Genomic DNA, 24,999 nt, shown 5'->3' with positions numbered 1-24,999 from the left:
GACAGGACAAGTTTTTCACAACGGGTTGACCTGTTGATCACAGTTAGCTGCTTAAGGTTGTAGGCAACAGCTACTGGAGATCCGTTGATGTCTACCCCTATCAAGCTCGATTTTTCTGAAAAGTACGACGATCAGCACGCGAAGAATTATTTGCTCAAGCATCAGGACAATCTGGCTCGCCGGTTGTCCCACAAACGAGACGAGCAATTGGCGCGCGGCGCACTGGCTATGGCCGGCGAGCCAGGCCTGGTGTTGGACTTGCCTTGCGGGGCCGGGCGTTTCTGGCCGCTGCTGGCTGAAAAACCCAACCGTGTGATTATCGGGGCTGACAATTCCGAGTCGATGTTGAAGGTCGCGACCGCCGCTCAGCCGGCGGACGTGGTGAAACGGGTACGCCCCTTGCAGACATCTGCTTTTGATATCGATTTGCCGGATAACTCGGTCGACAGCATCTTCTGCATGCGCTTGATGCACCACATTGGTGAACCGGAGCACCGGCTGGCGATACTGCGGGAATTTCAGCGGGTTACCCGTGACAGCGTGATTATTTCGCTGTGGGTGGACGGCAATTTCAAGGCCTGGAAACGCAAGCGTGCCGAAGTGAAACGTCGCAGTAAAGGTGAGCAGGGAGGTTACCAAAACCGGTTCGTGTTACCGGCTGCTACTGTTGAGGCAGAGTTCGAGCAGGCCGGTTTCCGTGTTCAGGAATCCCTGGACTTCATACCGCTGTACGCCATGTGGCGAGTGTATGTATTGCGTAAGAGGTAACAGGATGGCAGTTGAGTGCATAGCAGGCAGTCATGTAGCTCCCGAAGAACGCTTTGATTATTTTTGGCGCCAACAGGGCGAGTGGGTTGAAGAACCCAACCGCCGACGCGGTGGTGAAAGCGGTGTGCAACGTGTGATGAGCCCTAATGGCCGCTTGCTCTACAGCAAACGCCAGACGGGCCACATCTACCGCAGTGTGCTGCACCCGTTCGGGCGCCCGACCGTGTTGCGCGAACGCGATGCCCTCAAGGGCTTGCGTGCATTGGATGTGCGGGTGCCGGAACTGGTGTTCTGCGAGGCGCGTCGCGATCCGCAACATCAATGGAAAGCGCTGTTGGTGACGGCGTCTCTCGATGGTTTTGACGAGATCGAAAACTGGTACGCCGCCGGTGGCCGTGAGCAGTATGGCGAGTGCGTCCACGAGCGTGTGCTCAAGGAAGTGGCGGGCACCCTGGCGCGTATGCACAAGGGCCGCTGGCAGCACGGTTGCCTGTATATCAAGCACATCTTCTTACGGGTGACGGGCGAGGGCGACTCGGCCAATGTGGAAGTGGCGTTGCTGGATTTTGAGAAATGCCGTCAGCGTTTGACCGCTTATCGGGCGGCGTCCCACGACATGCAGCAACTGCGGCGCCATTCGTCGTGGAGTGACACTGACTGGAAAAAACTCAGCTACTTTTATGAAACGGCGTTTGGCAGCGCTATCAAGGGTTTAACCAGATGAAGCTAGAAATAGCACGAGGTTTGTTCCTGGTCGGGGCGTTGGGCATAGCAGCCCTCGCGCTGGCTGCGTGGGAACAGCCTCGCACACAAGTGCTCAGCGCGGTGCAAGGTAGCGGGCAATGCCTGTTGCCGCGTGTCGCCAAGGCGAGTGTGGCGGTCAAGCCTGATCATGATTTGTTGTTGTTCATGTTTGGGATGTCTCAGGGCATGAGGCCGCAGAGTTGAAACGATTCAAACCCCCGGGAAAGGGCCTTGCGATGCGAGGCCCTTTTTTTGTGTGTGGGGGGGAGATACATATCCGTTGCTGCGGTAATCGTGGTTAACGGGGCCTGTCAGATCGAGATCAAAAGCAGAGTACGGCGGCCTACTAGCCGACCTGAGTGGTAGAAGCAAAAGCAGAGCAAAAACACGGCAGCACACTCTCTGCCTTATGTACTGAGATCCAAGTGTGGGAGCGAGCAAGCCCGCTCCCACATTTTTGACCGAGTTCGGCTGCCAGTACCGCAGTGCTTTGCTTTTCTGTGGGAGCTGGCTTGCCTGCGATGGCATCAACTCGGTGTACTTGATGGACCGAGGTGTCTGCATCGCAGGCAAGCCAGCTCCCACAGTTGATTGAGTTTCAGCTTCCACTATCAGGTCGGCTGTCAGGCCGCCTCGGCTTCGCTTTTGATTTAACCACTCAGGTCGGCTACTAGGCCGCCGTGCTTTTGCTTTTGATCTTGATCTTAGGCGCCCCGTTAAACCACGCTGGCCGAACGCAGGCTTTGGAGCGGGGGTAAACCGGCAGGACGCCGGTTTAGCCGCGATGGGCCAAGGATGGCCCATGGCGGCGGCCCACGGTCCAAAGCCTGCGTGAGGGCACACCGAGCCTAAGCGAGGTGCCGAGTGGTGGGGCAAGAGCCCTTTTGGTTACTTTTGGGGCTCTTTTCCAAAAGTGACCCGCTGTAAGAGCGGAACCCTACGAAGCCGTTACCGCAGCAACGGATATGCCCCCAACAACGTCAAACCAGATGCAAATGGTTATCCCAAAACCCCGAAGGCAATTCCAACGGCTTAGCGACCAACGGCGTCTGCCGGCAGTCATAAAACCGGCAACGCCCCTGGCCTGAAGTCACCACAAACCCATCCGCCACCGCACCCACCCCGGCGCAGTCGGGCAACGGCCCATCCAGGCGCAGCTCACCACTGTCCATGTCCCAGATAAAAAACCGATTCCCCCGCGGCGCCGTCAACGCCACCAACCGCAACTCACTGTGCACCGCGACACTGGCGGTGTAATGCCCCATCGCCTGCAACTGCTCATCCGCCACCGGGAACGCCACAAACGGCTGCCCCGGCCGCTTGATCGCCAGCAACTCGGAGCGCTCCTGCGACGCCCCCATAAACTGCTGCCCCGTGAGAATAGTGCCGTCGCTGGCAATCCCCATATGACGCACGCTGTTCATCTGCTGGCCCAGGGTTTCCTTGCTGATCAGGCTGCCATCGCGATGCATCAAGACAAGGCTCGGCGCCATGGCATTGAGGTTCATCTCCACCCGGCTTTCAGCCTCGGTGCGAATCCCGCCATTGGCCACCACCAAGGTCTCACCGTCAGGCATCCACGACACTTGATGCGGGCCGATACCGTGAGTGGAAATCTCCCCCGTGTGCACCAGCCGCTCACCTTCGAACTTATACACACCCAACAACCCACGGCCCGGGTCGGACGTGTCGTTCTCGGTCGCATACAGCCAGTCGCCGCTCTTATGGATCACCGCATGCCCATAAAAATGGCGGTTGGCATTCGAGGTGATGGTCTGCAGCAGCGCGCCATCACGCAGGTTGATCAGGTAACTCTCGGTGCCCGGGCGACGGGCGACGAACAGCGCAATCGGCAGCGTCGGGTGGTTGATGATGTCGTGGCAGCGCTGGCCGACCTGGGTGGCAAACACCTGCTTGCCGTCCAACTGGTAGCCGACGGCGTAGTGTTTGCCGTCCGCATCATCGCGCGCCGACAGCAGCAGCGGGCCTTTCAACCCCTTCTGCTTGAACAACGTCCAGCCGCCCAACGTGAGTGCGCTGAGCAGCACGCTGCCAATCGCCAAAGCCTGTCGCCTGAGCATCATCAGTCACCGTCGTTGGCGTTAAAGCCCAGTTGGATGCCCAGCGCCTTGGCCAGCTCACCTTCGTGCAGGCGGTGGACCACGTTGAGGCTGTCGTAGAGGTCGTTGAGCTGCTGGCGCCCGGCATCGTCGGCCAACAATTCATTCAGCGTGCGCGGGTTGGCGGCGAACAGCTTCAGCGACGCGGCATAGGCGGCGTCGATCTTGTCGGCCAATGGCTTCTGGTCCGAAGGCAGCAGGCCACGCAAGCCTTTGTTGTCGACCCCGGCCCACACGGTCTGGGCGGCGGCTAGGCTCGCTTGCAGGCTTTGCAGGGACGACTGGCTGCGCCATGCATCGGCCTGGAACGGCTGCGCAATGCCCTTGGTCTGGCGACCCATCGGCGTGCCGAGTTTTTTCTTCAGGGTGTCCAGCGCGGTCACTTGCACACGCAGCAGATCGGCGATGGCTTCGTGGGAGTCGGCGTAGCGTTGGTTCGGAAACTTGGTCATCTGCGCGAGCATGCCGTCGGTGCTGTTCCAGCTGGCCAGGATCTCTTCGGCCAGGGCTTTCTGGCGCTCGCCAATGGCCACCAGCAGCGGGCAGTAACGGGCTTTCTGGGCTTCGTCGGCGATGTCGGTCTTGGCGTCGTAGAGGATGTATTCGTAGGCCGACAGGCCTTGTACTACGACGCTGGATTTGGCCAAGGCGGCGCTGTCGATCTGCGGCTGGGCGATGACCAGCTGTTCAACCTGTCGGCCCACCAGGTTTTTCTTGTCCGGCCAGAACTGCACTTGCCACGAGCGGTTGCCCTCGGCCAGCGGGCCGATCAGCAGCGGCTGCAACTCGGCCCAGGCTTTTTGCGCGTGGAGGAAGTCGGCGCGGGCGGTCTCCAGGCTTTCCTTGCCCTGGCAGTAGGCGAGGGCGCTGACGGCCAGTTGGCGGTCGGCTTCAACCCAGCGGCTGTAGGTCGGCAGGATCACTTGCTTGGCGATGGCCGCCGAGGTCACCGCTTGCGGGTCCTGGGGCGAGCAGGCGCCGAGGGCGAGGGCGGCAAGGCTGGTGAACAACAACTTGGGACGAAACATGTCGAGCTCCCTTCTGTAAGTGGGGCAAAGCTTATAAAGAATTCAGGAACGCCAGCAACGCGGCACGTTGCTCGGCATTAAAGGACAACACATGCTGCTGCGCCGTTTGTGCTTCACCGCCATGCCACAGCACGGCTTCGAGCAGGTTGCGGGCGCGGCCATCATGCAAAAATTGAGTGTGGCCACTGACGGTTTGCGTCAGGCCAATGCCCCACAACGGCGGGGTACGCCAGTCGCGGCCACCGGCCTTGAATTCGCTGCGGTTGTCGGCAAGGCCTGGGCCCATGTCGTGCAACAGCAGGTCGCTGTAGGGGCGAATCACTTGGTTGGCCAGTTCGGGTTCGGCGGCGTTGGCGGCCGTGGTAAACGTCGGCTTATGGCAGCCCTGGCAACCGGCTTGGTAGAACAGGTTTTTCCCGGCCAGCACCTGCGGCGTGTTGACGCCACGGCGCACCGGCACGGCCAGGTTGCGGGTGTAGAACAGCACCAGGCGCAGGATGTTATCGCTGACTTCCGGCTCGCCATCGGGGCCGTTGCCGTTGGGGGCCTGTTTGCAGGCGACTTGGGTGTCGGTGCAGTCATCAAAGGGTCTCAGGGACGTGGTGAGGCCCATATCACCAGAAAACGCGTGAACATTTTGTTGATTGAGGTTGGGTTGCCCGGCCTTCCAGCCGAAGCGCCCGAGCACGGTTTTCTGCTGGGCGTCATCCCAGACCCAATTGGCGCGGCCCACGAGGGCTTCTTTGTCGGCCGTTTTTGGGTCAGTGTTGCGCAGCACATCGGCGTCGCTGATGGCTTCGAGCAGGCCCAAGCCGATCATCGGCGGGGCGATGCGCGCTGAGAAGAGTGTCTCCGGGTGCATCGGGCCGTAGCCGAGCTGGGTGATTTGCAGGGCCGGCTTGCGCAGTTCGACCACGGTGCCGTCCTTGAACGCCACGTTAACCGGTGTGTAGTCGACCCGCACTTTGCCTTCCGGCACTACGCCCGGCACGGCCATGTCTTGCAATTGCCCGCCGTAGACCGGTTCGGGCACTACGCCAACCTGCTCGATAAGCTTGGCGAGGGCGGGTGTATCCGGGATGGAGAGGCGCACCAGCATCGACACCGCATTAGGCGCATCGGGCAGCGGCGGATGGCCACGGCCGTCCTTGATATGGCAGTTCTGGCAGGCGTTGGTATTGAACAGCGGGCCGAGGCCATCACGCGCGGTGGTGGTGGACGGCGCGATCACCCACGGGCTGCGAAAAAAGCTGTTGCCGACGCTGAAGTCCAGGCGGCGGGTGGGCGCCAGGTTCGCCGAGGGCAGGGAAAAGGCGTTCTGGTCGCGCTTGTTCACCGTCGTCGCGCCGCCGGCCCGCGCTTCACCAGGCTCTGCCTTAGTGAAGCGGGGAGCGTCATCGCAGGCAGCCAGGCTCAAAGCCATCAATGCTGCGGACAGGCGAAATAGCGAACGGAACATCAAGATTCCTGAAGCGATGGCCAAAATTAGGCCGCAAAGTCTAACAGGGCGGGGCGGATTGAATAAGAGCAATTATCGTTTGGTCGAATCCGATTCATTCCCGCTAGAATGGCTGCACATTTTTCTCTGGAGGTGGCCAATGCAGGCTCTCGACGCTTTGCTCAACCGTGTTTCCGTACCGCGTTTGCTGGAACCGGCACCGACCCAGGAGCAGCGCGATCTGCTATTCGCCGCCGCCATGCGTGCGCCGGACCACGGCCAGTTGCGCCCATGGCGTTTCCTTACCGTAGAAGGCGCCGCCCGCGAGCAGATGGGCACGCTGTTAGCCGAAGCTGCGCGCCTGCAAGACGCCGACGCCCCGCAAGCGGCCATCGATAAGGCGCAGAACGGCCCGTTGCGCGCGCCGCTGGTGGTGGTGGTGATTGCTCGCTTGCAAGCGCATTTCAAGGTGCCGAAATCCGAGCAACTGCTGGCGGCCGCGTGTGCGGCCCACGGTATTCTGCTGGCGGCTTACGCCCAAGGGATTGGCGCAGTGTGGCGCACGGGGGAGTTGTCCTATTCGGCTCACGTGGCTAAAGGCCTGGGGCTGACGGAGGGCGAGGAAGTGATTGGCTTCCTTTACTTGGGCACGCCGCAGAACCCGCCGCGTACTGCGCCGAAGGAAGATGTGGCGGCGTTTGTTCAGGCTTGGACTGGCCTTTAGAACAACAGTGATCTAAATGTGGGAGCGAGCAAGCCCGCTCCCACATTTGCCCCTCATTGGTTTCAGGAGTGGCGTTACACCTTGAACTGATCCATCAGCTTCATCTGCTGGCTGGCCAAGGCGTTCAGTTGGCTGCTGATCGCCGCCGACTCGGTGGCCTGGCTGGTAAGGGTTTCGGTCACGGTGCGGATCGCCGAGACGTTGCGGTTGACCTCTTCGGCCACGGCGCTCTGTTGTTCGGCGGCGCTGGCGATTTGCAGGTTCATGTCGCTGATCACCGTCACCGCATCGCTGATCTTGCCTAGCGCTTGCACCGCTTGATGGATCTGCCCGGCATTGCTCTGGGCTTGGTGCTGGCTGGAATGCATGGTCGCCACCACGCCACGGGTGCCGCTCTGGATGCGCTCGATCACCAGGCGAATCTCTTCCACCGAATCCTGAGTGCGTTTGGCCAGGTTGCGTACCTCGTCGGCCACGACCGCAAAACCCCGTCCGCTTTCTCCGGCGCGCGCCGCTTCGATGGCGGCGTTGAGTGCCAGCAGGTTGGTCTGTTCGGCAATGCTGCGGATCACTTCCAGCACCGAGCCGATCTGTTCGCTGTTCACCGCCAGGGCTTCCACTTCGCCTACGGCCTTGCTGACTTCTTCGGCGAGGGTGGTGATGTCGCGGGTGCTCTGTTCAATGATCGCCATGCCGTCACGCGCCGACTGGTCCGCCCCGCGTGCTGCGCTGGCGGCGTTGGAGGCGCTGCTGGCTACTTCGTGGGCGGTGGCGCTCATTTCGTTGGAGGCGGTGGCGACCTGGTCGATCTCGCGGAACTGCACCTGCATGCCTTCGCTGGTCTGGCGCGCGATGGCGGACGACTGATCCGCCGTGCCACGTGCCTCGGTGATGCTTTGCTTGATCTGCGCGATGGTCGGTTGCAGCTTGTCGAGGAAGCGGTTGAACCAGTTCGCCAGCTCGCCCAATTCGTCTTTTTTGGCGTAGGTCAGGCGCTGGGTGAGGTCGCCTTCGCCGCTGGCGATGTTCTTGAGCATCGCGGCCACGGTATTGATCGGGCGGGTCACGCCGGTGGCGGTCAGCCAGATCAGCAGCAAGCCCAGCAGTGCGGCGGCGGCACCGACCAGCAAGGCTTTGAGCGTGCCGGCAGCCTGGGCTTTGTCGAGTACGCCTTGCAGTTTCAAGGTGTCGGCAAGCATCACGCTCTTGGGCAGTTTGATCACAATGCCCCAGGACTTGGCGTCGGCAATCGGCTTGACCGGGTACACGGTGCGAATCGTGTCGTCTTGCTCGCGGATCGTGCGCGTGTCGTTGGCCAACAACTGCACAATCTCCTTGCCCTCGGCACCGAGGGTGTCCATCAGGTTTTTGCCGACTCGGGCCGGGTCACCGCTGTAGGCCGCAATCAAGCCGGTGCTGGAGATAATCTCCAGGTGCGCCGCGCCGTCGAACAGTTCTTTCTGGGCGGCATCCGACGAGGCTGGCAGGGTATTGAGGGCGATATCGATACCGATCACACCGATGACTTTACCGTCGACGATCAACGGCAGGGAGATGGTGGTCATCAGCACCTGTTTGCCGGCCACTTCATCGGAATACGGGTCAAGCAGACAAACGTTGCGCGTGTCCCGTGGGCAGGTGTACCAGATGTTGTAGGGCGTACCGCTGAGGTTGGGGGTGGTCTTGGTCAGGTCGTCCTCGACCATTACCGTGTTCAGGCCATCGCCAGCGGCGCGGCTCCAGTAGCTGGAGAAGCGGCCTTTTTCGTTGGAGACGCGGGCTTTATCGTCGACAAACTCGCTGTCCTTGCCATCCAGACCGTTAGGTTCGAACGACAGCCAGATCCCCAGCACCTTGCTGTTGCGTTCGAACGCGGTTTTAAGACTTTGGTTGAGTTCCTCACGCAGGGCGCTCGGTTCCAGCGAGCGTTTGCTGGCGAGGGCGCGCAGGTCCTTGACCTGATCGGCCAGTGCTGTGACCACTGCCAGATTTTCGCCAAAGGTTTTCTGCAATTGCACTGCTTGCTCGGCGGCTTTGGCTTGCAACAGCTGTTGCACGCTTTGGGTGAGCATTCGCGAGCTTGAATCGCTGATCAGTTGATCATTTTGGCTGGTTTCGTACAGGTTGATGCTGATGATCAGCGCAATCACCCCTACCAGGCAAAGGCCAGACAGCAGCACGATTTTCAAGCGGATGGAGAGGGTGTCGAACATAGGTTCACTCGCGAATAGTCTTGTTGGTGTGCAAGCTGGGCGAGCCAATTCCATTCGGCGCTATGTCCGAAACATCGGCGCATCGAGATGTTTCATGAGGGAAAGGCGATGAGCGGTAGGTAAAAGACTACACGCCTCGCTACACGGGCGTTGCAAGCCGTTCCGGGCGTGACCAGATCCACAGGTTGCCCAGGCTCATGCCGGCAATCGCCAGGTAAATCGGCCAGCCGTGATCGAGCATCACCAGCATCAAGACGGCACACAGCAGCATGCTCACGGTGGCGCTGACTTTGGCGCGGCGCGCGATGATTTTGCCGTTGCGCCAATTGAACAGGATCGGCCCGAACAGCCGGTGGTTTTCCAGCCAAGCGCTCAGGCGCGGCGAGCTTTTGGTCGCAGCCCAGGCGGCGAGCAGAATGAATTCGGTGGTGGGCAAACCCGGTATGACAATCGCCACCAACCCAATGCCCAGGCTGACGTAGGCCAGCAGGCCGAAGAGGATCTGCGCGATTTTTGAGGTGGATTGGGTTTTGCCGGTCATGGGTAGGGTGATCACAAAAATCAGTTTGAAATGGGATTCAAATGTGGGAGCGGCGGGGCGACGATTCGACTTGCCGCTCCCACATTTTTAATCGCATTCCAGCAGTCAGGCCAGTTCAGGGGCGTTAGCGTACGCCTGTTCCAGCAGCACGGTGAAGCGCACAAACGCGTCGATCGCACCTTTTTCTACTGCGGCTTCTTCTTCGGCGCTGAATACCAGGCCATCGAGGGTGCGGGTGAAGCTTTTCCAGCCTTCTGCGCGACCACCGGCCGGCTCGCCAAGGTGGCGAGCACCGAAGGTTTCGCTCAGGCCCAGGCCCACGGCGCGTTTGATCAGGAACGCAGCGCCGAGCTTGGAGCCTTCGGACACGAACAGCCAACCCAAGGCTTGCGCCTTGCTCGGGTTCTTCACAGCGCCGGCGACCGGTGCAGGCACGTCGGTGTCCAGGTCGATCAGGTCCAGCTTGGCGGCGTCGGCGCGGCAGCGCTCAGCCAAGTCCGGGACGATCTTGATCAGCTCAGGGTCGTTGTACAGGGCCACCAGTTCCGATTGGAACAGGTACTGCGCGACCACGAAGCGGGCGAAGTTAGCTTGGGTTTCGAATGGGGCGTGAGCTTTGACCAGCGCGTCGAGCTTGGTGTGTGGCTCGTTGGTGATCTGGTTCAGGCGCTGGGAGCGTAGGCTTGGGCGTTCTGCGGTAGGGGAAGCGGTCATCGAAAAAGTCCTTGAGAAGAGTAGCGCCTGGGTGCCCTAAAGAGAGCTGTTATCAACTAGACGAACAAGAAGACGCGGCACAGTAAAAAATCCTCACCTCGCCGCTGCAATGCTGGCGAGGTAAGGGACGGCATTTGGGTGAAGTGCTGTCAGATGTCCCAGATCAGGTTGATCGCGAAGTTGCGCCCGGGCTGGGTCAGGCGGTCGAGGTTGGCCGGGCCGGTCACAGCGGCTTCGCCGACGCTGTCGTAGCTGCGCACGTCATCCCAGTTCCAGTATTTTTTGTCGGTGAGGTTGTAGAGGCCGCCGTTGAGGGTCACGTCGTTGGTGACTTTGTAATAGGCGGTCAGGTCGAAGACGCCGAAGCCTGGCGTCTTGAACGGGCCGTTGGTGTCGCCGTCGGGGGCGTGGAAGGTCGTGCTGTCGACGCGGTTCTGCTTTTTCACCAGGGTCCAGCTCAGCAGCCCACCATAGGTGTCCTGATCGTAACCCAGGCCGAACACGCCCTTGAGCGGGTTGACGCTGTTCAGCGCCTCGCCGTTGTCGTCGTTACGGCCGTAGGCGTAGGAGATCGAACCTTGGGTGTACAACCCCTGCGGTGCGCCGAATGCATCCAGGTTCAAACGGCCCTTGGCCTCTGCGCCTTTAATGGTGGCACGCTTGATATTCACGGCCTGGAACTGTTCGACAGTGCCGCCGACCACGGCGTTGTCTTCGTCGATAAAGTCGCGATACTTGTTGTAGAACACCGCGATGTCGAAGGAACCCTCGTCGAACTTGCCGCGAATCCCGGTTTCGATGCCTTTGCTGGTTTCCGGCTTCAGGTCAGGATTAGGCTCGACGGTGTAGCCCAGGTTGAGGTTTTCAAAGCGTCCGTACAGCGCCTTGGCTGACGGGGTGCGGAAACCCTCGGCGTATTGACCGAACCAGGTGTATTGATCGGTCAGCGCGTAGGTCAGGCCGAACTTGGGCGTCACACGGTGCCAGATTTTTTCCTTGTCGCTGACCGGGTCCTTGCCGGTCGGGTTGACGGTGTTGAGAAATTCCTGGGTCAGCTTCGGCTTGAGCTGGGTGTAGTCGTAGCGCACAGCAGGCAGGAAGGTCCATTTGTCCCAGCTGATCTGGTCCTGTGCGAACAGCGAGTAGGTGTTGATGGTCGGGTCCGGGAAGTCACTGGCCTTTTTTACACTGTCGCCGGCGGAGGGGCTGGGCGCGCCGATGGCCGTGCAACCCGAACCGACGGCGAGGCAGGAGGCTGAACCTTCGCGGGAGCCGGTGACTTTCTGCTGCTTGAGTGTGGTGCCGTAGGTGACGTGGTGATCGGTTTCACCGAGGCTGAAAGCCTTGTCCAGTTGGGCGTCGAAGACCCACTGTTTTTCTTCGTAAAGCGTGTCACGGGTGCGCAACACGCGACGACCGGCCTGGTAGATCTCAGCGGTGGTCTGGTCGGTCTTGGCGATCTGGTAATTGAGGCTGGTTTTGATGCGATCGGCCATCGCTGATTCGAGGGCGAAGGTGTTTTCCAGGCCGAAGCGTTCACGGGTGATGGTGTCGTTGCCCGAGCGGGCGCGGTACAGATTCATCCCCCGACCACCGATAAACGGGCCGCCCACGGCGTTTTTCAGGTTTACGTCGCGATCATCCTTGAACTTCTCGTACGTCAGGCCCAGTCGGTTGTCATCGCCGTAATTCCAGCCCAACTTGGCGAGGATATTGGTGGTGCGCGCATCTTCCGGGTTGGCGCCGGTGCGGGCCAGGCCGGTGGCGTTGTTGCCATCGTATGACTCCATTTCGTGGCCGTTGCGCTGGCTCAGGTGCAGCAAACCGTCGACGTCCTGCACGCGGCCGGCGACGGTGCCGGAGGTCAGCCAGCTTTCATCGGCGGAGCTGTAGCCGGTTTTCAGGCGGGCGCCGACGTCCTGGCCGGGCTTGATGATGTCATCCGGGTCGAGGGTGAAGTAACTCACTGCGCCGCCGATGGCGCTGCTGCCATACAGGGCCGAGGCCGGGCCGCGCAGGATCTCCACGCGCTTGACGATTTCCGGGTCGACGTAGTTGCGGCGGGTCTTGGCGTAAGGGCCGTTGAAGAAGTTGTCCGGCACTTCCACGCCATCCACCTGGGTGAGGATGCGGTCGCCGTCGATGCCGCGAATGTTGTAGCCCGCGTTGCCGGCGCGGGTGCCGGCGCCACCGACGGACACGCCGGGTTCGTAGCGCACCAGTTCGCGAATGGTATTTACGTTCTGGCGGTCCAGCTCTTCGCGGTCGTGCACGCTGACGGTGCTCGGCACACTGTTGACGTCCTGCTCGTTACGCGTGGCGCTGATGGTCACCTGTTGCAGGTTGAGCACGCTGCCGGCTGCGCGTTTTTCCAGCACGATGTTGTTATTGCCCAGTTTGCGGTAGTTCAGGTTGGTCCCCACCAACAGCCGGTCCAGGGCTTTTTCCGCTGACAGTGGGCCGCGTACGCCAGGGGACGACACACCCTGGCCCAGCTCCGCCGGCAGGCCGACTTGCCAGCCGGTCACCGCAGTAAATGCATTAAGTGCTGAGACCAGCGGCTGCTGCTCGATGCTGAAGGTGTAGTTGCCGTGGCTGCGGGCGACCGGCTCGGCAGCGGTGGCGGTGGCGGCCATCACGGGCGCGCTGGCCAACAGGATCGCGGCGGTCAGCAAGGACAGGACGGGCGAAGAAGACCGGCGGTTGAAACGAGAGGACATCGAGAGCGCTCCGGAGGTACGAATCTTATAGTTGCGAACCGAATCAAATAGGAATCAGTTGCATTGGCTATAACGAGACGTACCGCCGGTTACCTTCGAGTAAAAATAATTCTCATTTAGTTCAAGATGACCAGCGCCGGGTATTCCGAGAGATTAGCCGAGGTGATGTGCGCCAGCGAGCGCACCACGTCCAGGGGCTGGTCGAGGCGGTAGTTGCCGGTGACGGCGGTGCTGGCGAGCTTGTCATTGGTGTTGACGATCCAGCCCGGGTAGTAGCGGCGCAATTCGGCAAGCACTTCGCTCATCGGGCAATTTTCGAACACCAGCCGGCCCTGGACCCAGGCCAGGTCCTTGCTCACATCCAGCTTGGCGGGCTGGCCAAAGCCTTTGGGGCCGATACGGATGCTCTCACCGGCGCGCAGGCGCACGCGGGCATCGTCGAAGGTGTTGCTCAGGTCGACGTCACCGCGCTGCACCTGCACTTGCGCCTCGCCGTTGAGGTAGCGCACGGCGAAGTCAGTGTCGCGCACGCTGGCGCGCACCGGGCCGGCATCGATCTCAAGCGGCAGACCGCGGTTGGGCGCAATTTCGAAAAACGCCTCGCCCTGGTACAGGCGAGCGATGCGCTGGTGGTCCTTGATGCTGCTGGAAAATGCCGAGTTGGTATTCAGCAACACTTTAGCGCCATCGTCCAACTGCACGCGCTGACGTTCGCCGACCACCGTGAGATGGTCGGCTTGCAGGCGCATGGGTAGGTTGCTGAAGCTGAACAGGCCGATCAGCAGCACGGCGGCGGTGGCCAAGGGTTTCCAATGCGGTTTGATCCGGCGCCAGGTGCTCGGTTTACGCGGCGCCGCCAAGGCCACGGCGGCGCTGTGTACCGGCGCGCCGCCCCAAGCAGCCTGGGCTTTGTTGAAGGCGTGCAGATGCGCCGGGTCGCTGGCCAGCCAGGCGTCGAACTCGGCCTGTTGCCCGGGTTGCGGGCACTGCAAGGCGATCAGCCAGTCGAGGGCCTGGTCCATAACCGTGTCTTGCAACACCTCATGAGCCAGCTCATGGGGGCGCAGTTTATTCGGGTCCGTCACGGTGTTCCTCGGGTCTTCGCCACGTTCTATTCATCTTTCCTACAGCCTGGATCGATACCTCTGTCAGGTGCAGCTTAAGGCTGATCCAGCCGTTCGGCCACACCTACACAGATGGCCATGATCAATTTCAGTTCCTTTTGCACGGTGCTCAAGGACACTTGCAACTGGTCGGCAATCTCCTGGTAGCTGCAACCGTGCAGGCGGCTGAGGATGAAAATCTGCTGTTGACGGGCGCTCAACTGGCCGAGGCTGACACTCAGGTGTTCGAGCAATTGCTCGGCCTGGGTCGCGTCTTCGGGCGTGCTGATAGGGGCGGCGACGCTTTGCAGCACGTTCAGTGGGACATCTTCCTGCAACGTGCGCGCCTGGATTTTGCGCGAGCGCAGGTGGTCCAGCGCCAGGTTGCGCGCCGTCTGGTAGACGAAGGGTTCGAGGTGGTCGATCGGCCGCTCGCTGAGGGCCCGGGTGACGCGCAGGTAGGTTTCCTGCAACAGGTCCTCGGCAGTGCTGGGGTTATTCACCATCCGCTGCAAGGTACGTAGCAGAATCACCCGTTGGGTGAGAAAGACATGGTTGAAGCGAGATTGGCTCACAGTGCTACCAGATCGATTTGCAGTTAATGATAATGCTTATCATCAACCCAAATGGCAAGTGGCACGTTGAGAGGGGGCGAAGAACCCTGTGGGAGCCGGGCTTGCCCGCGATGCAGACACCTCGGTATTTCAATCACACCGAGGCGATGCTATCGCAGGCAAGCCAGCTCCCACAGGGGATCTGCATTGGTCAATTACTCGGCGTTACACAGCGCCAAGCAGTTATCCAGCATCCGGTTGGAGAAGCCCCACTCGTTGTCGTACCAAGCCAGCACTTTCAGCAACTTGCCACTGACTTTGGTGTGATTGGCATCGAAAATCGAAGACAGTGGGTTATGGTTGAAGTCACTGGAAACCAGCGGCAGGGTGTTGTAGCCGAGGATTGTCGAGTGCTGACTGGCTTCCTTGAGCAGTGCGTTGACCTGCTCGGCCGTGGCTTCTTTTTTCAGCTGCACGGTCAGGTCAACCAGCGACACGTTGATCACCGGTACACGCACCGCCATGCCGGTCAGCTTGCCCGCCAGTTCCGGCAGCACCAGGCCCACTGCTTCAGCGGCGCCGGTCTTGCTCGGGATCATGTTCTGGGTGGCCGAGCGCGCGCGGTACGGGTCGGTGTGGTAGACGTCAGTCAGGTTCTGGTCGTTGGTGTAGGCGTGAATGGTGGTCATCAGGCCGCTTTCAATGCCCAGCTCGCGGTGCAGCACCTGAGCCACAGGCGCCAGGCAGTTGGTGGTGCAGGATGCGTTGGAGATGATCTGGTGGGATTGACGCAAAATGTCATGGTTCACACCGTAAACCACGGTGGCATCGGCGCCTTTGGCCGGGGCCGAGATGATCACCTTGCGCGCGCCGGCGCTAATATGGGCGGCAGCTTTGTCACGGTCGGTGAACAGACCGGTGCATTCGAACACCACGTCGATCTTGTGCGCAGCCCACGGCAGGTCGGCTGGGTTACGAATGGCACTGACGGCAATCCGGTCACCATTGACGGTCAGGCTTTCCTGATCGTGGGCAACCTCTGCTTCGAATGTGCCATGTACGGTGTCGTATTTGAGCAGGTGGGCGTTGATCGAACTGTCGCCCAGGTCATTGATGGCGACGATCTGCAAATCCTGGCGGTAGCCTTGGGTATACAGTGCGCGCAGGACATTGCGGCCGATACGGCCAAAACCATTGATTGCGATACGAAGAGTCATTGGAAAGTGCCTGTCGTCGATTTGTTGTAAGAATTACAAGATTATTCGCATAAAAATAGAAAACAAGCCTTTTTAGTGGCAATATTTTGTTCAATCTACAACGAGTGACCTGAATCAACTGGTCCGATTGGTCAAGTAACACCCTGCCAACCTCTTCGCGGCGGGCGTTTGACCAGCATAGACTCTCAGGTCGCCACATCCGTTAGCCTGGAGTTCTATACATGCATCCCCGCGTTATTGAGGTCACCGAACGGCTTATCGCCCGCAGTCGTGCAACCCGCGAGGCTTACCTTGCGCTCATTCGCGGCGCAGCCAGCGACGGCCCGATGCGCGGCAAGCTGCAATGCGCCAACTTCGCCCACGGCGTGGCCGGTTGCGGCACTGAAGATAAAAATAGCCTGCGAATGATGAATGCCGCCAACGTGGCAATTGTTTCGTCATATAACGACATGCTCTCGGCGCACCAGCCGTACGAACATTTCCCTGAACAGATCAAGACCGCCCTGCGCGAAGTCGGCTCGGTCGGCCAGTTCGCCGGCGGCACGCCTGCCATGTGCGACGGCGTGACCCAGGGCGAGCCCGGCATGGAGCTGAGCCTGCTCAGCCGTGAAGTCATCGCCATGTCCACGGCGGTAGCGCTGTCCCACAACATGTTCGATGCCGCGCTGATGCTGGGCATCTGCGACAAGATCGTCCCGGGCCTGATGATGGGCGCATTGCGTTACGGCCACCTGCCGATGGTCTTTGTACCGGGCGGCCCAATGCCGTCGGGCATCTCCAACAAGCAGAAGGCCGACGTGCGCCAGCGCTACGCCGAAGGCAAGGCCACCCGCGAGGAGCTGCTGGAGTCGGAGATGAAGTCCTACCACAGCCCTGGCACCTGCACCTTCTACGGCACCGCCAACACCAACCAGTTGCTGATGGAAGTGATGGGCCTGCACTTGCCGGGCGCCTCGTTCGTCAACCCGTACACGCCGCTGCGTGATGCGCTGACCCGCGAAGCTGCGCATCAGGTCACGCGCCTGACCAAGGCCAACGGCAACTTCACGCCGATCGGCGAGATCGTCGACGAAAAATCCATCGTCAACTCCATCGTCGCGCTCAACGCCACCGGCGGTTCCACCAACCACACCCTGCACATGCCGGCCATCGCCATGTCGGCGGGCATCATCCTCACCTGGCAGGACATGGCCGACCTCTCCGAGGTGGTGCCGACCCTGTCCCACGTGTATCCGAACGGCAAGGCCGACATCAACCACTTCCAGGCAGCGGGCGGCATGTCGTTCCTGATCCGTGAACTGCTTGAAGCCGGTTTGCTCCACGAAGACGTCAACACCGTGGCGGGCAAGGGCCTAAGCCGTTACACCCAGGAGCCGTTCCTGGTCGACGGCGAGCTGATCTGGCGCGAAGGCCCGATCGAAAGCCTCGACGAAACCATCTTGCGTCCCGTGGCCCGTGCGTTCTCGGCGGAAGGCGGCCTGCGCGTGATGGAGGGCAACCTCGGCCGGGGCGTGATGAAAGTCTCGGCCGTGGCGCCAGAGCACCAGATCGTCGAAGCACCGGCTGTGGTGTTCCAGGATCAACAGGATTTGGCCGATGCGTTCAAGGCTGGCCAGCTGGAAAAAGACTTTGTCGCGGTGATGCGCTTCCAGGGCCCGCGCTCCAATGGCATGCCGGAACTGCACAAAATGACGCCGTTCCTCGGTGTGTTGCAGGACCGTGGCTTCAAAGTGGCGTTGGTGACAGACGGGCGTATGTCCGGCGCGTCGGGTAAGATCCCCGCCGCGATTCACGTCAACCCCGAAGCTCAGAGCGGCGGGCCGCTGGCGCGGGTCAAAGATGGCGATATCATTCGCGTGGATGGCGTGAAGGGCACCTTGGAGCTTAAGGTGGACGCCGAAGAATTTGCAGCGCGCACGCCTGCCACGGGCCTGTTGGGCAATAACGTGGGGGCGGGGCGTGAGCTGTTTGCATTTATGCGCTTGGCCGCAAGCTCCGCAGAGCAGGGCGCCAGCGCCTTTACCTCTGCCTTGGAGACGCTTAAGTGAAGCTAGCGCTGGTCGGTGACATCGGGGGTACCAACGCCCGTTTTGCGTTGTGGCAGGATCAGGCGCTGCATTCGATCCGCGTGCACGCCACGGCGGATCACCACAGCCCTGAGGAGGCCATCAAGGTCTACCTCAAGGAAGAAGGCCTGGACATCGGCGCCATCGGCGCGGTGTGCCTGTCAGTCGCGGGGCCTGTGAGTGGCGATGAATTTAAATTCACCAACAATCACTGGCGCCTGAGCAAAACGGCATTCTGCAAAACCTTGCAGGTCGATGAGCTGCTGCTGATCAATGACTTCTCGGCCATGGCCCTGGGCATGACCCGCCTCAAGCCCGACGAATTTCGCGTGGTGTGCGAAGGCACGCCGGAACCGTTGCGCCCAGCCGTGGTGATCGGCCCGGGCACCGGCCTGGGTGTCGGCACCTTGTTGGATTTGGGGGGCGGGCGCTTCGCTGCGTTGCCGGGGGAGGGCGGGCATGTCGACCTGCCGCTGAGCAGCCCGCGTGAAACCCAGCTGTGGCAGCACATCTACGCTGAGATCGGCCACGTCAGCGCCGAAACGGCCTTGAGCGGTGGCGGCTTGCCGCGCGTGTACCGCGCCATTTGTGCGGTTGACGGGCATACACCGGTGCTGGACACGCCCGAAGCCATTACGGCAGCCGGCCTGGCCGGCGACCCGGTGGCAATGGAAGTGTTAAACCAGTTCAGCGTTTGGCTGGGCCGCGTCGCGGGGAACAACGTGCTGACCACCGGTGGACGCGGTGGCGTGTACATCGTGGGCGGGGTGATTCCACGGTTTGCCGACTTCTTTATCAACAGCGGTTTTGCCAAGAGTTTCGGCGACAAGGGCTGCATGAGCGACTACTTCAAAGGCATTCCGGTGTGGTTGGTGACCGCGCCGTATTCCGGGTTGACCGGGGCTGGAGTTGCACTGGAGCAGGCTTTTGCGTAGGCCATGAGGGCGCTATCGCAGGCAAGCCAGCTCCCACAGGGGAATGCATTCGTGCTGAAAAATGTATTTCAAATGTGGGAGCGGGCTTGCCCGCGATAGGGCCTGAAGGGCAACAAATGACTTAAGCTTGGCCATAACAACAAGGAGGACCCCGTGAGCGTAATCAGTAAATCGATTCTCCTCGTCGACGACGACCAGGAAATCCGCGAATTGCTGCAAACCTACCTCAGTCGCGCCGGCTTCCAGGTGCGTGGCGTGCCGGATGGCGCGGGGTTCCGCCAGGCGATGAACGAGGCGCCGTGCGACCTGGTCATCCTCGATGTGATGTTGCCCGACGAAGACGGTTTCAGCCTCTGCCGCTGGATTCGCCAGCACCCGCGCCAGGCGCAGGTGCCGATCATCATGCTCACCGCCAGCTCCGACGAAACCGACCGCGTGATCGGCCTGGAACTGGGTGCCGACGACTACATCGGCAAGCCGTTCAGCCCTCGCGAGCTGCAAGCGCGAATCAAAGCCCTGTTGCGCCGTGCCCAGTTCGGCCAGGAGCGCGGCAGCGGTGGCGATGTGTGGGTGTTTGATGAATGGCGCCTGGACATGGTCAGCCATCGTTTGTTTCACGTCGACGGCGAAGAGGTGATTCTCTCCGGCGCCGACTTTGCCCTGCTCAAATTGTTTCTCGACCACCCGCAACAAATTCTCGACCGCGACACCATCGGCAACGCCACCCGTGGCCGCGACCTGATGCCGCTGGACCGCATCGTCGACATGGCCGTCAGCCGCCTGCGCCAACGCCTGCGCGATACCGAAAAACCGCCACGGCTGATCCGCACCGTGCGTGGCAGCGGTTATCAGTTGGCAGCCAGCGTGGTTGCCGGCAATGCCCACTGAGCATGTGACCGAACGCCGCCGTTTTCCGGTGCCGCGCTCGCTGCTGGGGCGCATGCTCCTGCTGACCTTGCTCGCGGTGCTGTTCGCCCAGGCGCTGTCCAGCGTGATCTGGGTCTCGCAATTGCGTGCCACCCAGCTCGAAGGCCTGATCACCAGCGCCCGCAGCTTGGCGCACTCGATGACGGCCAGCGTGAGTTATTTCCGTTCGCTGCCCGTGGCCTATCGCCCGCTGGTGCTGGATCAGTTGCGCAGCATGGGCGGCACGCGTTTTGTGGTGACCCTCAACGACCGACCTTTGGATATGCAGATATTGCCGCAGACCCCGCGCAAACAGGCGGTGCTGCAAGCGGTAGACGAAGTGTTGCGCCAGACCCTGGGCGGCGATGTGCATATCTCGGTGGAGTTCGTCAGTGCCGAGGACCTGCGTATTTTCAACGCCGGCTTGAAACTCGATGAACTGCCGCGCTCCTGGGCGCATTACGCGCTGACCCTGGAGCCGGTGAACCCGCCGGTGCTGGTCACCCAGATCCAGCTGGCGCCGGGCGAATGGCTGTACATCGCCTCACTGTTGCCCGAGCCCTACACCAGCCTTGAAGAACAAGGCCTGCCGTCGCAACAGGTGTGGTTCATCGTGCTGACCAGCGGCTTCCTGTTACTGTTTATTGGCCTGTTGGTGCACTGGCAGAGCCGGCCACTCAAGCGCCTGGCGCTGGCGGCGCGGGATATGTCACTCGGCGCGGACGTGGAGCCGGTGGCCGAAGGCGGCGGCAGTGAAGTGGTGGAAGTGGGCCGTGCGTTCAATGCCATGCGCGAGCGCATCAGCCGTTACTTGACCGAGCGCAGCCAATTGTTCAGCGCGATTTCCCACGACTTGCGCACACCGATTACCCGCCTGCGCCTGCGCGTGGAACTGCTCGAAGACGAGAACCTGCAAACCAAATTCGGCCGCGATCTGGATGAACTGGAGTTGCTGGTGAAGGGCGCGCTGCAATGCGTGAAAGACACCGACATCCACGAAAACATCGAGCCGGTCGACCTCAATCACGTGCTTGACTGCCTGGTGGAACCGTACCTGGCGCCCAATGGTAATGGCCGTATCACTCAGGACGGTCGAGCATTGGCGCCGTATGCGGGCAAGCCGCTGGCGCTCAAGCGTTGCATCGGTAACCTGATCGACAACGCGTTGAAGTATGGGCAGAACGCGCATTTGCACATCGAAGACGATGGCGCGGAATTTATCCTGCACGTGGATGACGAAGGGCCTGGCGTACCGGAGCAGCGGCTGGAGCAAGTCTTTGAGCCGCACTTTCGGTTGGCTGGGCAGCAGCAGGGTTATGGGTTGGGGTTGGGCATTGCGCGCAACATTGCCCACAGCCATGGTGGTGAAGTGAGTTTGCAGAACCTGCGTGAGGGTGGTTTGCGAGTGACGCTGCGGTTGCCCCGGACCCTGGACTAAAGAACACCGAGGATCAAATGTGGGAGCTGCGCTGAGTCAGATACTTTGGCGCAGTCTGGCCAGATCCCGCAGCGGCGGCGCCCCAAACAACCGGCTGTACTCCCGGCTGAACTGCGACGGGCTTTCATACCCCACCCGATACCCCGCCGCCGAAGCCTCCAGGCCTTCGGCAATCATCAGCCGCCGCGCCTCCTGCAAGCGCAACTGCTTCTGGTATTGCAGCGGGCTCATGGCGGTGATCGCCTTGAAGCGGTGGTGCAAGGTCGAGACGCTGAGGTTCACTTCCTTGGCCAGGTCATCAATGCGCAGCGGTTGTTCATAGTTGCTGTTCAACCACTTGATCGCCTGGCTCACGCGATGGCTCTGACTGTTGGCCACGGCGATTTCATACAGCCGATAGCCCTGCGGCCCACGCAGCAAACGATAAAGAATCTCGCGGTTGATCAACGGCGCGAGCATCGTGATGTCTTTGGGGCTGTCCAGCAGGCGCGCCAGGCGCAGCACCGCGTCGAGCAGTTGGGAGTCGATGCAGTCGACGTACATGCCGCGCGATGTCGGGCGCGAGGGCACGCCCATCGGGCCGGCCTCGGCGATCAGCGCCGTCAGCTGCGCGGGGTCGATGTTGATGCGCACCGACAGGTTCGGGTCTTCGGGGGTGGCGTCGATGATCCGCCCGGCCACCGGCATGGCGACCGAGAACACCAAATAGTTAAGCGGGTCGTAGGCAAAGATTTCGTCGGCCAGGCGCACTTCCTTGCTGCCGCTGGCGAGGATGCACAGCGCGGGCTCCACCAGCACCGGCATGAAGTCGCGTGGCGTGTTATGACGGTTGAGGAACAGTGAAGTGATTGCGGTGCCGTAGGAGCCGTCTTCCCAGGTATGCCGATGCACGATGCTGGCCAGTTCGGCGCGCTGTTTTTCCGTCTCGGCATCGAGGGGAATGGACTTATGTTCCGGCGACGGCATTGGGGCGTCCTCTACACACTTCTTTGATGGGCCAAGCTTAGCGGCGGTGTTTGAAAAGGTGTTACGTCGATTCTGCACAATCCTTGCCTGATCCTGCGATAAGTTGCGAATCAGGCAAGTGCCGCGCCTGTCATCTCCCTGAAACACTGAGCATGAGCCTGGAATAAACCTCAGGGGCCCTACGTCTCGCCTGCGCTTCTCGCAGGATTGTGCAATAAGCCGGCAGGAATTGACTAACCGCGCCCACACCCGCGCCGTTATCTTTGATCCTGTGGCAACACGCCCTCACAGTGCTTGCCGAGCATCACTTCTCAACGGGAGAGTTGAACATGTCCACCCCCATTCCCGCGAGCCATATGGCCTTTATCCGCGCCCGTACCGGGTGCAGCACCGAACTCGGTGCACGCTTGAGCAGTTTGATCGAACCGGGCCGTCAGGCTCAGGGTTGCCTGCAATTCTCGTTGCAGCACTCACAGGTCGACCCCGATGTATGGCTGGTTTCGGGCTTCTGGAGCAGCGAGCAGGCGATGAGCGCCTACTTCAATTCTCCCGCCCTGATGATCTTTACCGAGCTGTTGAACGACAGGGTGTTGCGCAGCATGGACTTCCAGACCTTTACCGATGCATCCGCTGCGCATGCCTATGGCGAGTACCTGCAACTGGCCGGCTAGTGCTTTAGAATGGCCGACTTACCCATTGGCCAGGACCTGCAACATGGCACGTAAACAATTTGCCCACCACGAAGCTGTTTCCGCCTTGGTACGTGAAGAGGCGGGTGGCTACAGTGCTGCCATCGCCGTGAAGGCACTGGATGGCATGGGCGCACCGCGTTTTCACAAGATCCTTGATGGGCAGACGTTCAAGACCGCCTCCGACGCTGATGATGCGGCTACCGTGCAATTAGAGCGGTTGATCGATGTGGACGAAGAGGGTCAACTGACCTGGGCAACTGCCGCCAGCTAACGCTCTTTCTGCTGATCAACATAGACCAAATGTGGGAGCCGGGCTTGCCCGCGATGAGGGCGTAATGGTCGACTCATTGGGTGGCCGACACGCCGCTATCGCGGGCAAGCCCGGCTCCCACACTGGTCTGTTGTGTCTGTTGGGAAGTATTCCAATCAGCGAGGGCGATACATCTTGAACAACGCCTCCGGCCCCAACTGGAAGTAATCCGCCGGCCCACCACCGCGCAAGATCGGCTCCGCGGCGGCGGTGTCGTAGACCCCATCCTTAAGCAGCCACTTGGCAATGTGCACCGCGACCACTTCGCCCAGTACCAGCCAGCTCGGTACCAACTCTTTGTCGGCGCGCTGCAGCTGAATGATCTGCGTCACCTTGCACTCGAACGACACCGGGCTTTCGCCCACGCGCGGCACGCCGACGATTTTCGACGCCACCGGCGTCAGGCCGGACAGCTCGAACTCATTCACATCCGGCGATACCGCCGCGCAACTCTGGTTCATCTGCTCGGCCAGTGGGCGGGTAGCCAGGTTCCACACAAACTCGCCGGTCTGCTCGATATTGTTCAGGCTGTCTTTGCGCCCGACGCTGGAAAACCCAATGATCGGTGGAATGTAGTTGAACGCATTGAAGAAACTGTAGGGCGCCAGGTTCAGGCGGCCTTCGCGGTCGTGGGAGGAAATCCAGCCGATCGGCCGAGGGCCGACGATGGCGTTGAACGGGTCGTGGGGCAGGCCGTGGCCGTTGGCGGGCTCGTAGAAATGGATATCGTCAGACATGGGCCGGGGTTCCTGCTGCGGGGTTCTGGGAGGTAGCCATAGTGCAATCCATAGCGGCGAAATTCCATTGGCTGGATAGAATTTTCATTGATTGCCCACCTATTTTTCACAGCGTCCGGTTCAGTCTGCGCGCCAGGTCGATACCCCCTATAAGTCGGCCCAATGAAAGACTGAGCTTCGGAGCCTTGCGCATCATGAACAAACTTCCTCAGATCACCCTGGCGTTCTGGGTCATGAAAATCTGCGCAACTACCCTGGGCGAAACCGCCGGGGATTTGTTGTCGATGACCCTGAACGTTGGCTACGCCATCAGCTCGATGATCCTGATCAGCGTGTTTCTCGTCACCCTGGTGACGCAACTCTGGTCGAAAACCTACAACCCGGTGCTGTACTGGATCGTGATTTTGTCCACCAGCACGGCCGGCACCACGATGTCGGACTTTATGGACCGTACGCTGGGCCTGGGGTATGCCACGGGGTCGATGATCCTGATCGTGATCCTGATGATCATCTTTGCCGTGTGGCACCTCAGCGGCGATTCGCTGAATGTGAACAAGGTGCAGACCTTGCGGGGTGAGTTGTTTTACTGGATGGCGATTCTGTTCTCCAACACCTTGGGCACCGCGTTGGGCGACTTCCTGGCGGACGATTCCGGGCTGGGCTTTGCTGGCGGCGCCTTGCTGATCGGCTCGGCCATTGCGGTGGTGGTGGCACTCAAATACTTCACTCAACTGTCGTCGGTGCTGTTGTTCTGGGTGGCGTTTGTGCTGACGCGACCGTTTGGCGCGACCCTGGGCGATTTCCTCACCAAGCCCGATGAAAAGGGCGGGCTGGATTTCGGCACCATTGGTTCATCGGCGGTGTTGGCGGGCGTATTGGTAGTGATGATTGCCGGCGCGTCGTATGCGCAGCGTCGGTATGGGCGCGCCGCATTAGCGGACGTGTCCTGATTCAAAATGTGGGAGCGGGCTTATGTGGGAGCCGGCGGTTCGACGCTTCGACTTGCCCGCGATGCAGGTACCTTGGTTTATCAGGTAGACCGAGGTGATGCTATCGCAGGCAAGC

General features: G+C 60.8%; 23 protein-coding genes. 11 read left to right on the top strand and 12 right to left on the bottom strand.

The genetic code is table 11. From position 1 onward, the window contains the following. Window positions 1-87 precede the first annotated feature (87 nt). The 3 genes from K0P33_RS26075 to K0P33_RS26065 are packed head-to-tail and all read left to right on the top strand — an operon-like array spanning window position 88 to window position 1,716. Window positions 88-768: a class I SAM-dependent methyltransferase gene (locus tag K0P33_RS26075; RefSeq protein ID WP_094953000.1), complete on the top strand. Its 681-nt coding sequence runs from the start codon at window positions 88-90 to the stop codon at window positions 766-768. A gap of 4 nt (window positions 769-772) precedes the next feature. Next, window positions 773-1,492 carry a lipopolysaccharide kinase InaA family protein gene (locus K0P33_RS26070; RefSeq protein WP_094952999.1) on the top strand — a complete coding sequence of 240 codons (720 nt, stop codon included), beginning with the start codon at window positions 773-775 and terminating at the stop codon, window positions 1,490-1,492. Further along, complete coding sequence (locus K0P33_RS26065) at window positions 1,489-1,716, top strand: hypothetical protein (protein ID WP_053257809.1); 228 nt, start codon at window positions 1,489-1,491, stop codon at window positions 1,714-1,716. Before K0P33_RS26070 ends, K0P33_RS26065 begins: the two co-directional genes overlap by 4 nt. A 776-nt stretch (window positions 1,717-2,492) precedes the next feature. Here K0P33_RS26065 and K0P33_RS26060 read toward each other — a convergent pair. Genes K0P33_RS26060 through K0P33_RS26050 form a run of 3 tightly spaced genes read right to left on the bottom strand, consistent with a single transcriptional unit; the run spans window position 2,493 to window position 6,119 of the window. Next, entirely contained in the window at window positions 2,493-3,593 is a 1,101-nt protein-coding gene (locus K0P33_RS26060) for a DUF1513 domain-containing protein (protein ID WP_094952663.1), read from the bottom strand. A 2-nt stretch (window positions 3,594-3,595) separates the two neighbouring features. Beyond that, window positions 3,596-4,660 carry an imelysin family protein gene (locus K0P33_RS26055; protein WP_094952662.1) on the bottom strand — a complete coding sequence of 355 codons (1,065 nt, stop codon included), beginning with the start codon at window positions 4,658-4,660 and terminating at the stop codon, window positions 3,596-3,598. Between the two features lie 31 nt (window positions 4,661-4,691). Further along, entirely contained in the window at window positions 4,692-6,119 is a 1,428-nt protein-coding gene (locus K0P33_RS26050) for a di-heme oxidoredictase family protein (protein WP_242152317.1), read from the bottom strand. Between the two features lie 139 nt (window positions 6,120-6,258). On the opposite strand from K0P33_RS26050, the gene K0P33_RS26045 reads away from it, so the two are divergent. Then, on the top strand, window positions 6,259-6,822 hold the full coding sequence (locus K0P33_RS26045; protein WP_094952660.1) for an NAD(P)H nitroreductase: 564 nt from the start codon (window positions 6,259-6,261) through the stop codon (window positions 6,820-6,822). A 74-nt stretch (window positions 6,823-6,896) separates the two neighbouring features. Here the strand turns inward: K0P33_RS26045 and K0P33_RS26040 are convergent, their stop codons facing one another. The 7 genes from K0P33_RS26040 to gap form a co-directional block, all read right to left on the bottom strand. Beyond that, window positions 6,897-9,035, bottom strand: a complete 2,139-nt coding sequence (locus K0P33_RS26040) for a methyl-accepting chemotaxis protein (RefSeq protein ID WP_242152315.1) — start codon at window positions 9,033-9,035, stop codon at window positions 6,897-6,899. A 139-nt stretch (window positions 9,036-9,174) separates the two neighbouring features. Beyond that, on the bottom strand, window positions 9,175-9,576 hold the full coding sequence (locus K0P33_RS26035) for a YbaN family protein (protein WP_094952658.1): 402 nt from the start codon (window positions 9,574-9,576) through the stop codon (window positions 9,175-9,177). 105 nt (window positions 9,577-9,681) lie between these two features. After that, window positions 9,682-10,290, bottom strand: coding sequence for a biliverdin-producing heme oxygenase (locus K0P33_RS26030; RefSeq protein WP_094952657.1), 609 nt, complete (start codon window positions 10,288-10,290; stop codon window positions 9,682-9,684). Window positions 10,291-10,439: 149 nt separating this feature from the next. Next, window positions 10,440-13,010, bottom strand: a complete 2,571-nt coding sequence (locus K0P33_RS26025) for a TonB-dependent receptor (RefSeq protein WP_242152311.1) — start codon at window positions 13,008-13,010, stop codon at window positions 10,440-10,442. A gap of 116 nt (window positions 13,011-13,126) precedes the next feature. Beyond that, window positions 13,127-14,095: a FecR domain-containing protein gene (locus tag K0P33_RS26020; protein WP_242152308.1), complete on the bottom strand. Its 969-nt coding sequence runs from the start codon at window positions 14,093-14,095 to the stop codon at window positions 13,127-13,129. Window positions 14,096-14,169: 74 nt separating this feature from the next. Then, on the bottom strand, window positions 14,170-14,688 hold the full coding sequence (locus K0P33_RS26015) for a sigma-70 family RNA polymerase sigma factor (protein ID WP_094952654.1): 519 nt from the start codon (window positions 14,686-14,688) through the stop codon (window positions 14,170-14,172). 194 nt (window positions 14,689-14,882) lie between these two features. Further along, window positions 14,883-15,884 (bottom strand): type I glyceraldehyde-3-phosphate dehydrogenase, encoded by a 1,002-nt coding sequence (gene gap, locus K0P33_RS26010; RefSeq protein ID WP_242152305.1) that lies wholly within the window; start codon window positions 15,882-15,884, stop codon window positions 14,883-14,885. Window positions 15,885-16,105: 221 nt separating this feature from the next. On the opposite strand from gap, the gene edd reads away from it, so the two are divergent. The 4 genes from edd to K0P33_RS25990 all read left to right on the top strand — a co-directional run bounded on the left by edd (window position 16,106) and on the right by K0P33_RS25990 (window position 21,229). Next, complete coding sequence (gene edd / locus K0P33_RS26005; protein ID WP_094952652.1) at window positions 16,106-17,932, top strand: phosphogluconate dehydratase; 1,827 nt, start codon at window positions 16,106-16,108, stop codon at window positions 17,930-17,932. Continuing rightward, window positions 17,929-18,885 (top strand): glucokinase, encoded by a 957-nt coding sequence (locus tag K0P33_RS26000; protein WP_094952651.1) that lies wholly within the window; start codon window positions 17,929-17,931, stop codon window positions 18,883-18,885. The genes edd and K0P33_RS26000 overlap by 4 nt, the downstream gene beginning before the upstream one ends. Window positions 18,886-19,038: 153 nt before the next feature. Next, window positions 19,039-19,773: a response regulator transcription factor gene (locus K0P33_RS25995; RefSeq protein WP_094952650.1), complete on the top strand. Its 735-nt coding sequence runs from the start codon at window positions 19,039-19,041 to the stop codon at window positions 19,771-19,773. Then, complete coding sequence (locus K0P33_RS25990; protein ID WP_242152302.1) at window positions 19,763-21,229, top strand: ATP-binding protein; 1,467 nt, start codon at window positions 19,763-19,765, stop codon at window positions 21,227-21,229. The genes K0P33_RS25995 and K0P33_RS25990 overlap by 11 nt, the downstream gene beginning before the upstream one ends. 36 nt (window positions 21,230-21,265) lie before the next feature. Here the strand turns inward: K0P33_RS25990 and K0P33_RS25985 are convergent, their stop codons facing one another. Further along, complete coding sequence (locus K0P33_RS25985) at window positions 21,266-22,195, bottom strand: AraC family transcriptional regulator (protein WP_094952648.1); 930 nt, start codon at window positions 22,193-22,195, stop codon at window positions 21,266-21,268. Between the two features lie 329 nt (window positions 22,196-22,524). Between K0P33_RS25985 and K0P33_RS25980 the strand changes: the two genes are divergently transcribed. Together K0P33_RS25980 and K0P33_RS25975 are read left to right on the top strand one after the other, a co-directional pair. Further along, window positions 22,525-22,866 (top strand): antibiotic biosynthesis monooxygenase family protein, encoded by a 342-nt coding sequence (locus tag K0P33_RS25980; RefSeq protein ID WP_094952647.1) that lies wholly within the window; start codon window positions 22,525-22,527, stop codon window positions 22,864-22,866. A gap of 43 nt (window positions 22,867-22,909) precedes the next feature. Beyond that, window positions 22,910-23,158: a hypothetical protein gene (locus tag K0P33_RS25975; protein ID WP_094952646.1), complete on the top strand. Its 249-nt coding sequence runs from the start codon at window positions 22,910-22,912 to the stop codon at window positions 23,156-23,158. 155 nt (window positions 23,159-23,313) lie between these two features. Here K0P33_RS25975 and K0P33_RS25970 read toward each other — a convergent pair whose 3' ends face one another. Continuing rightward, window positions 23,314-23,934 (bottom strand): flavin reductase family protein, encoded by a 621-nt coding sequence (locus tag K0P33_RS25970; protein ID WP_094952645.1) that lies wholly within the window; start codon window positions 23,932-23,934, stop codon window positions 23,314-23,316. A gap of 194 nt (window positions 23,935-24,128) precedes the next feature. Here K0P33_RS25970 and K0P33_RS25965 point away from each other — a divergent pair, with 194 nt between their 5' ends. After that, window positions 24,129-24,884 (top strand): hypothetical protein, encoded by a 756-nt coding sequence (locus K0P33_RS25965; protein ID WP_242152299.1) that lies wholly within the window; start codon window positions 24,129-24,131, stop codon window positions 24,882-24,884. Window positions 24,885-24,999 lie beyond the last annotated feature (115 nt).

The sequence above is a fragment of the Pseudomonas sp. ArH3a genome (assembly GCF_022648765.1).
Classification (GTDB): Bacteria; Pseudomonadota; Gammaproteobacteria; order Pseudomonadales; family Pseudomonadaceae; genus Aquipseudomonas.
This window is presented reverse-complemented; position numbering and strand designations above follow the sequence as displayed.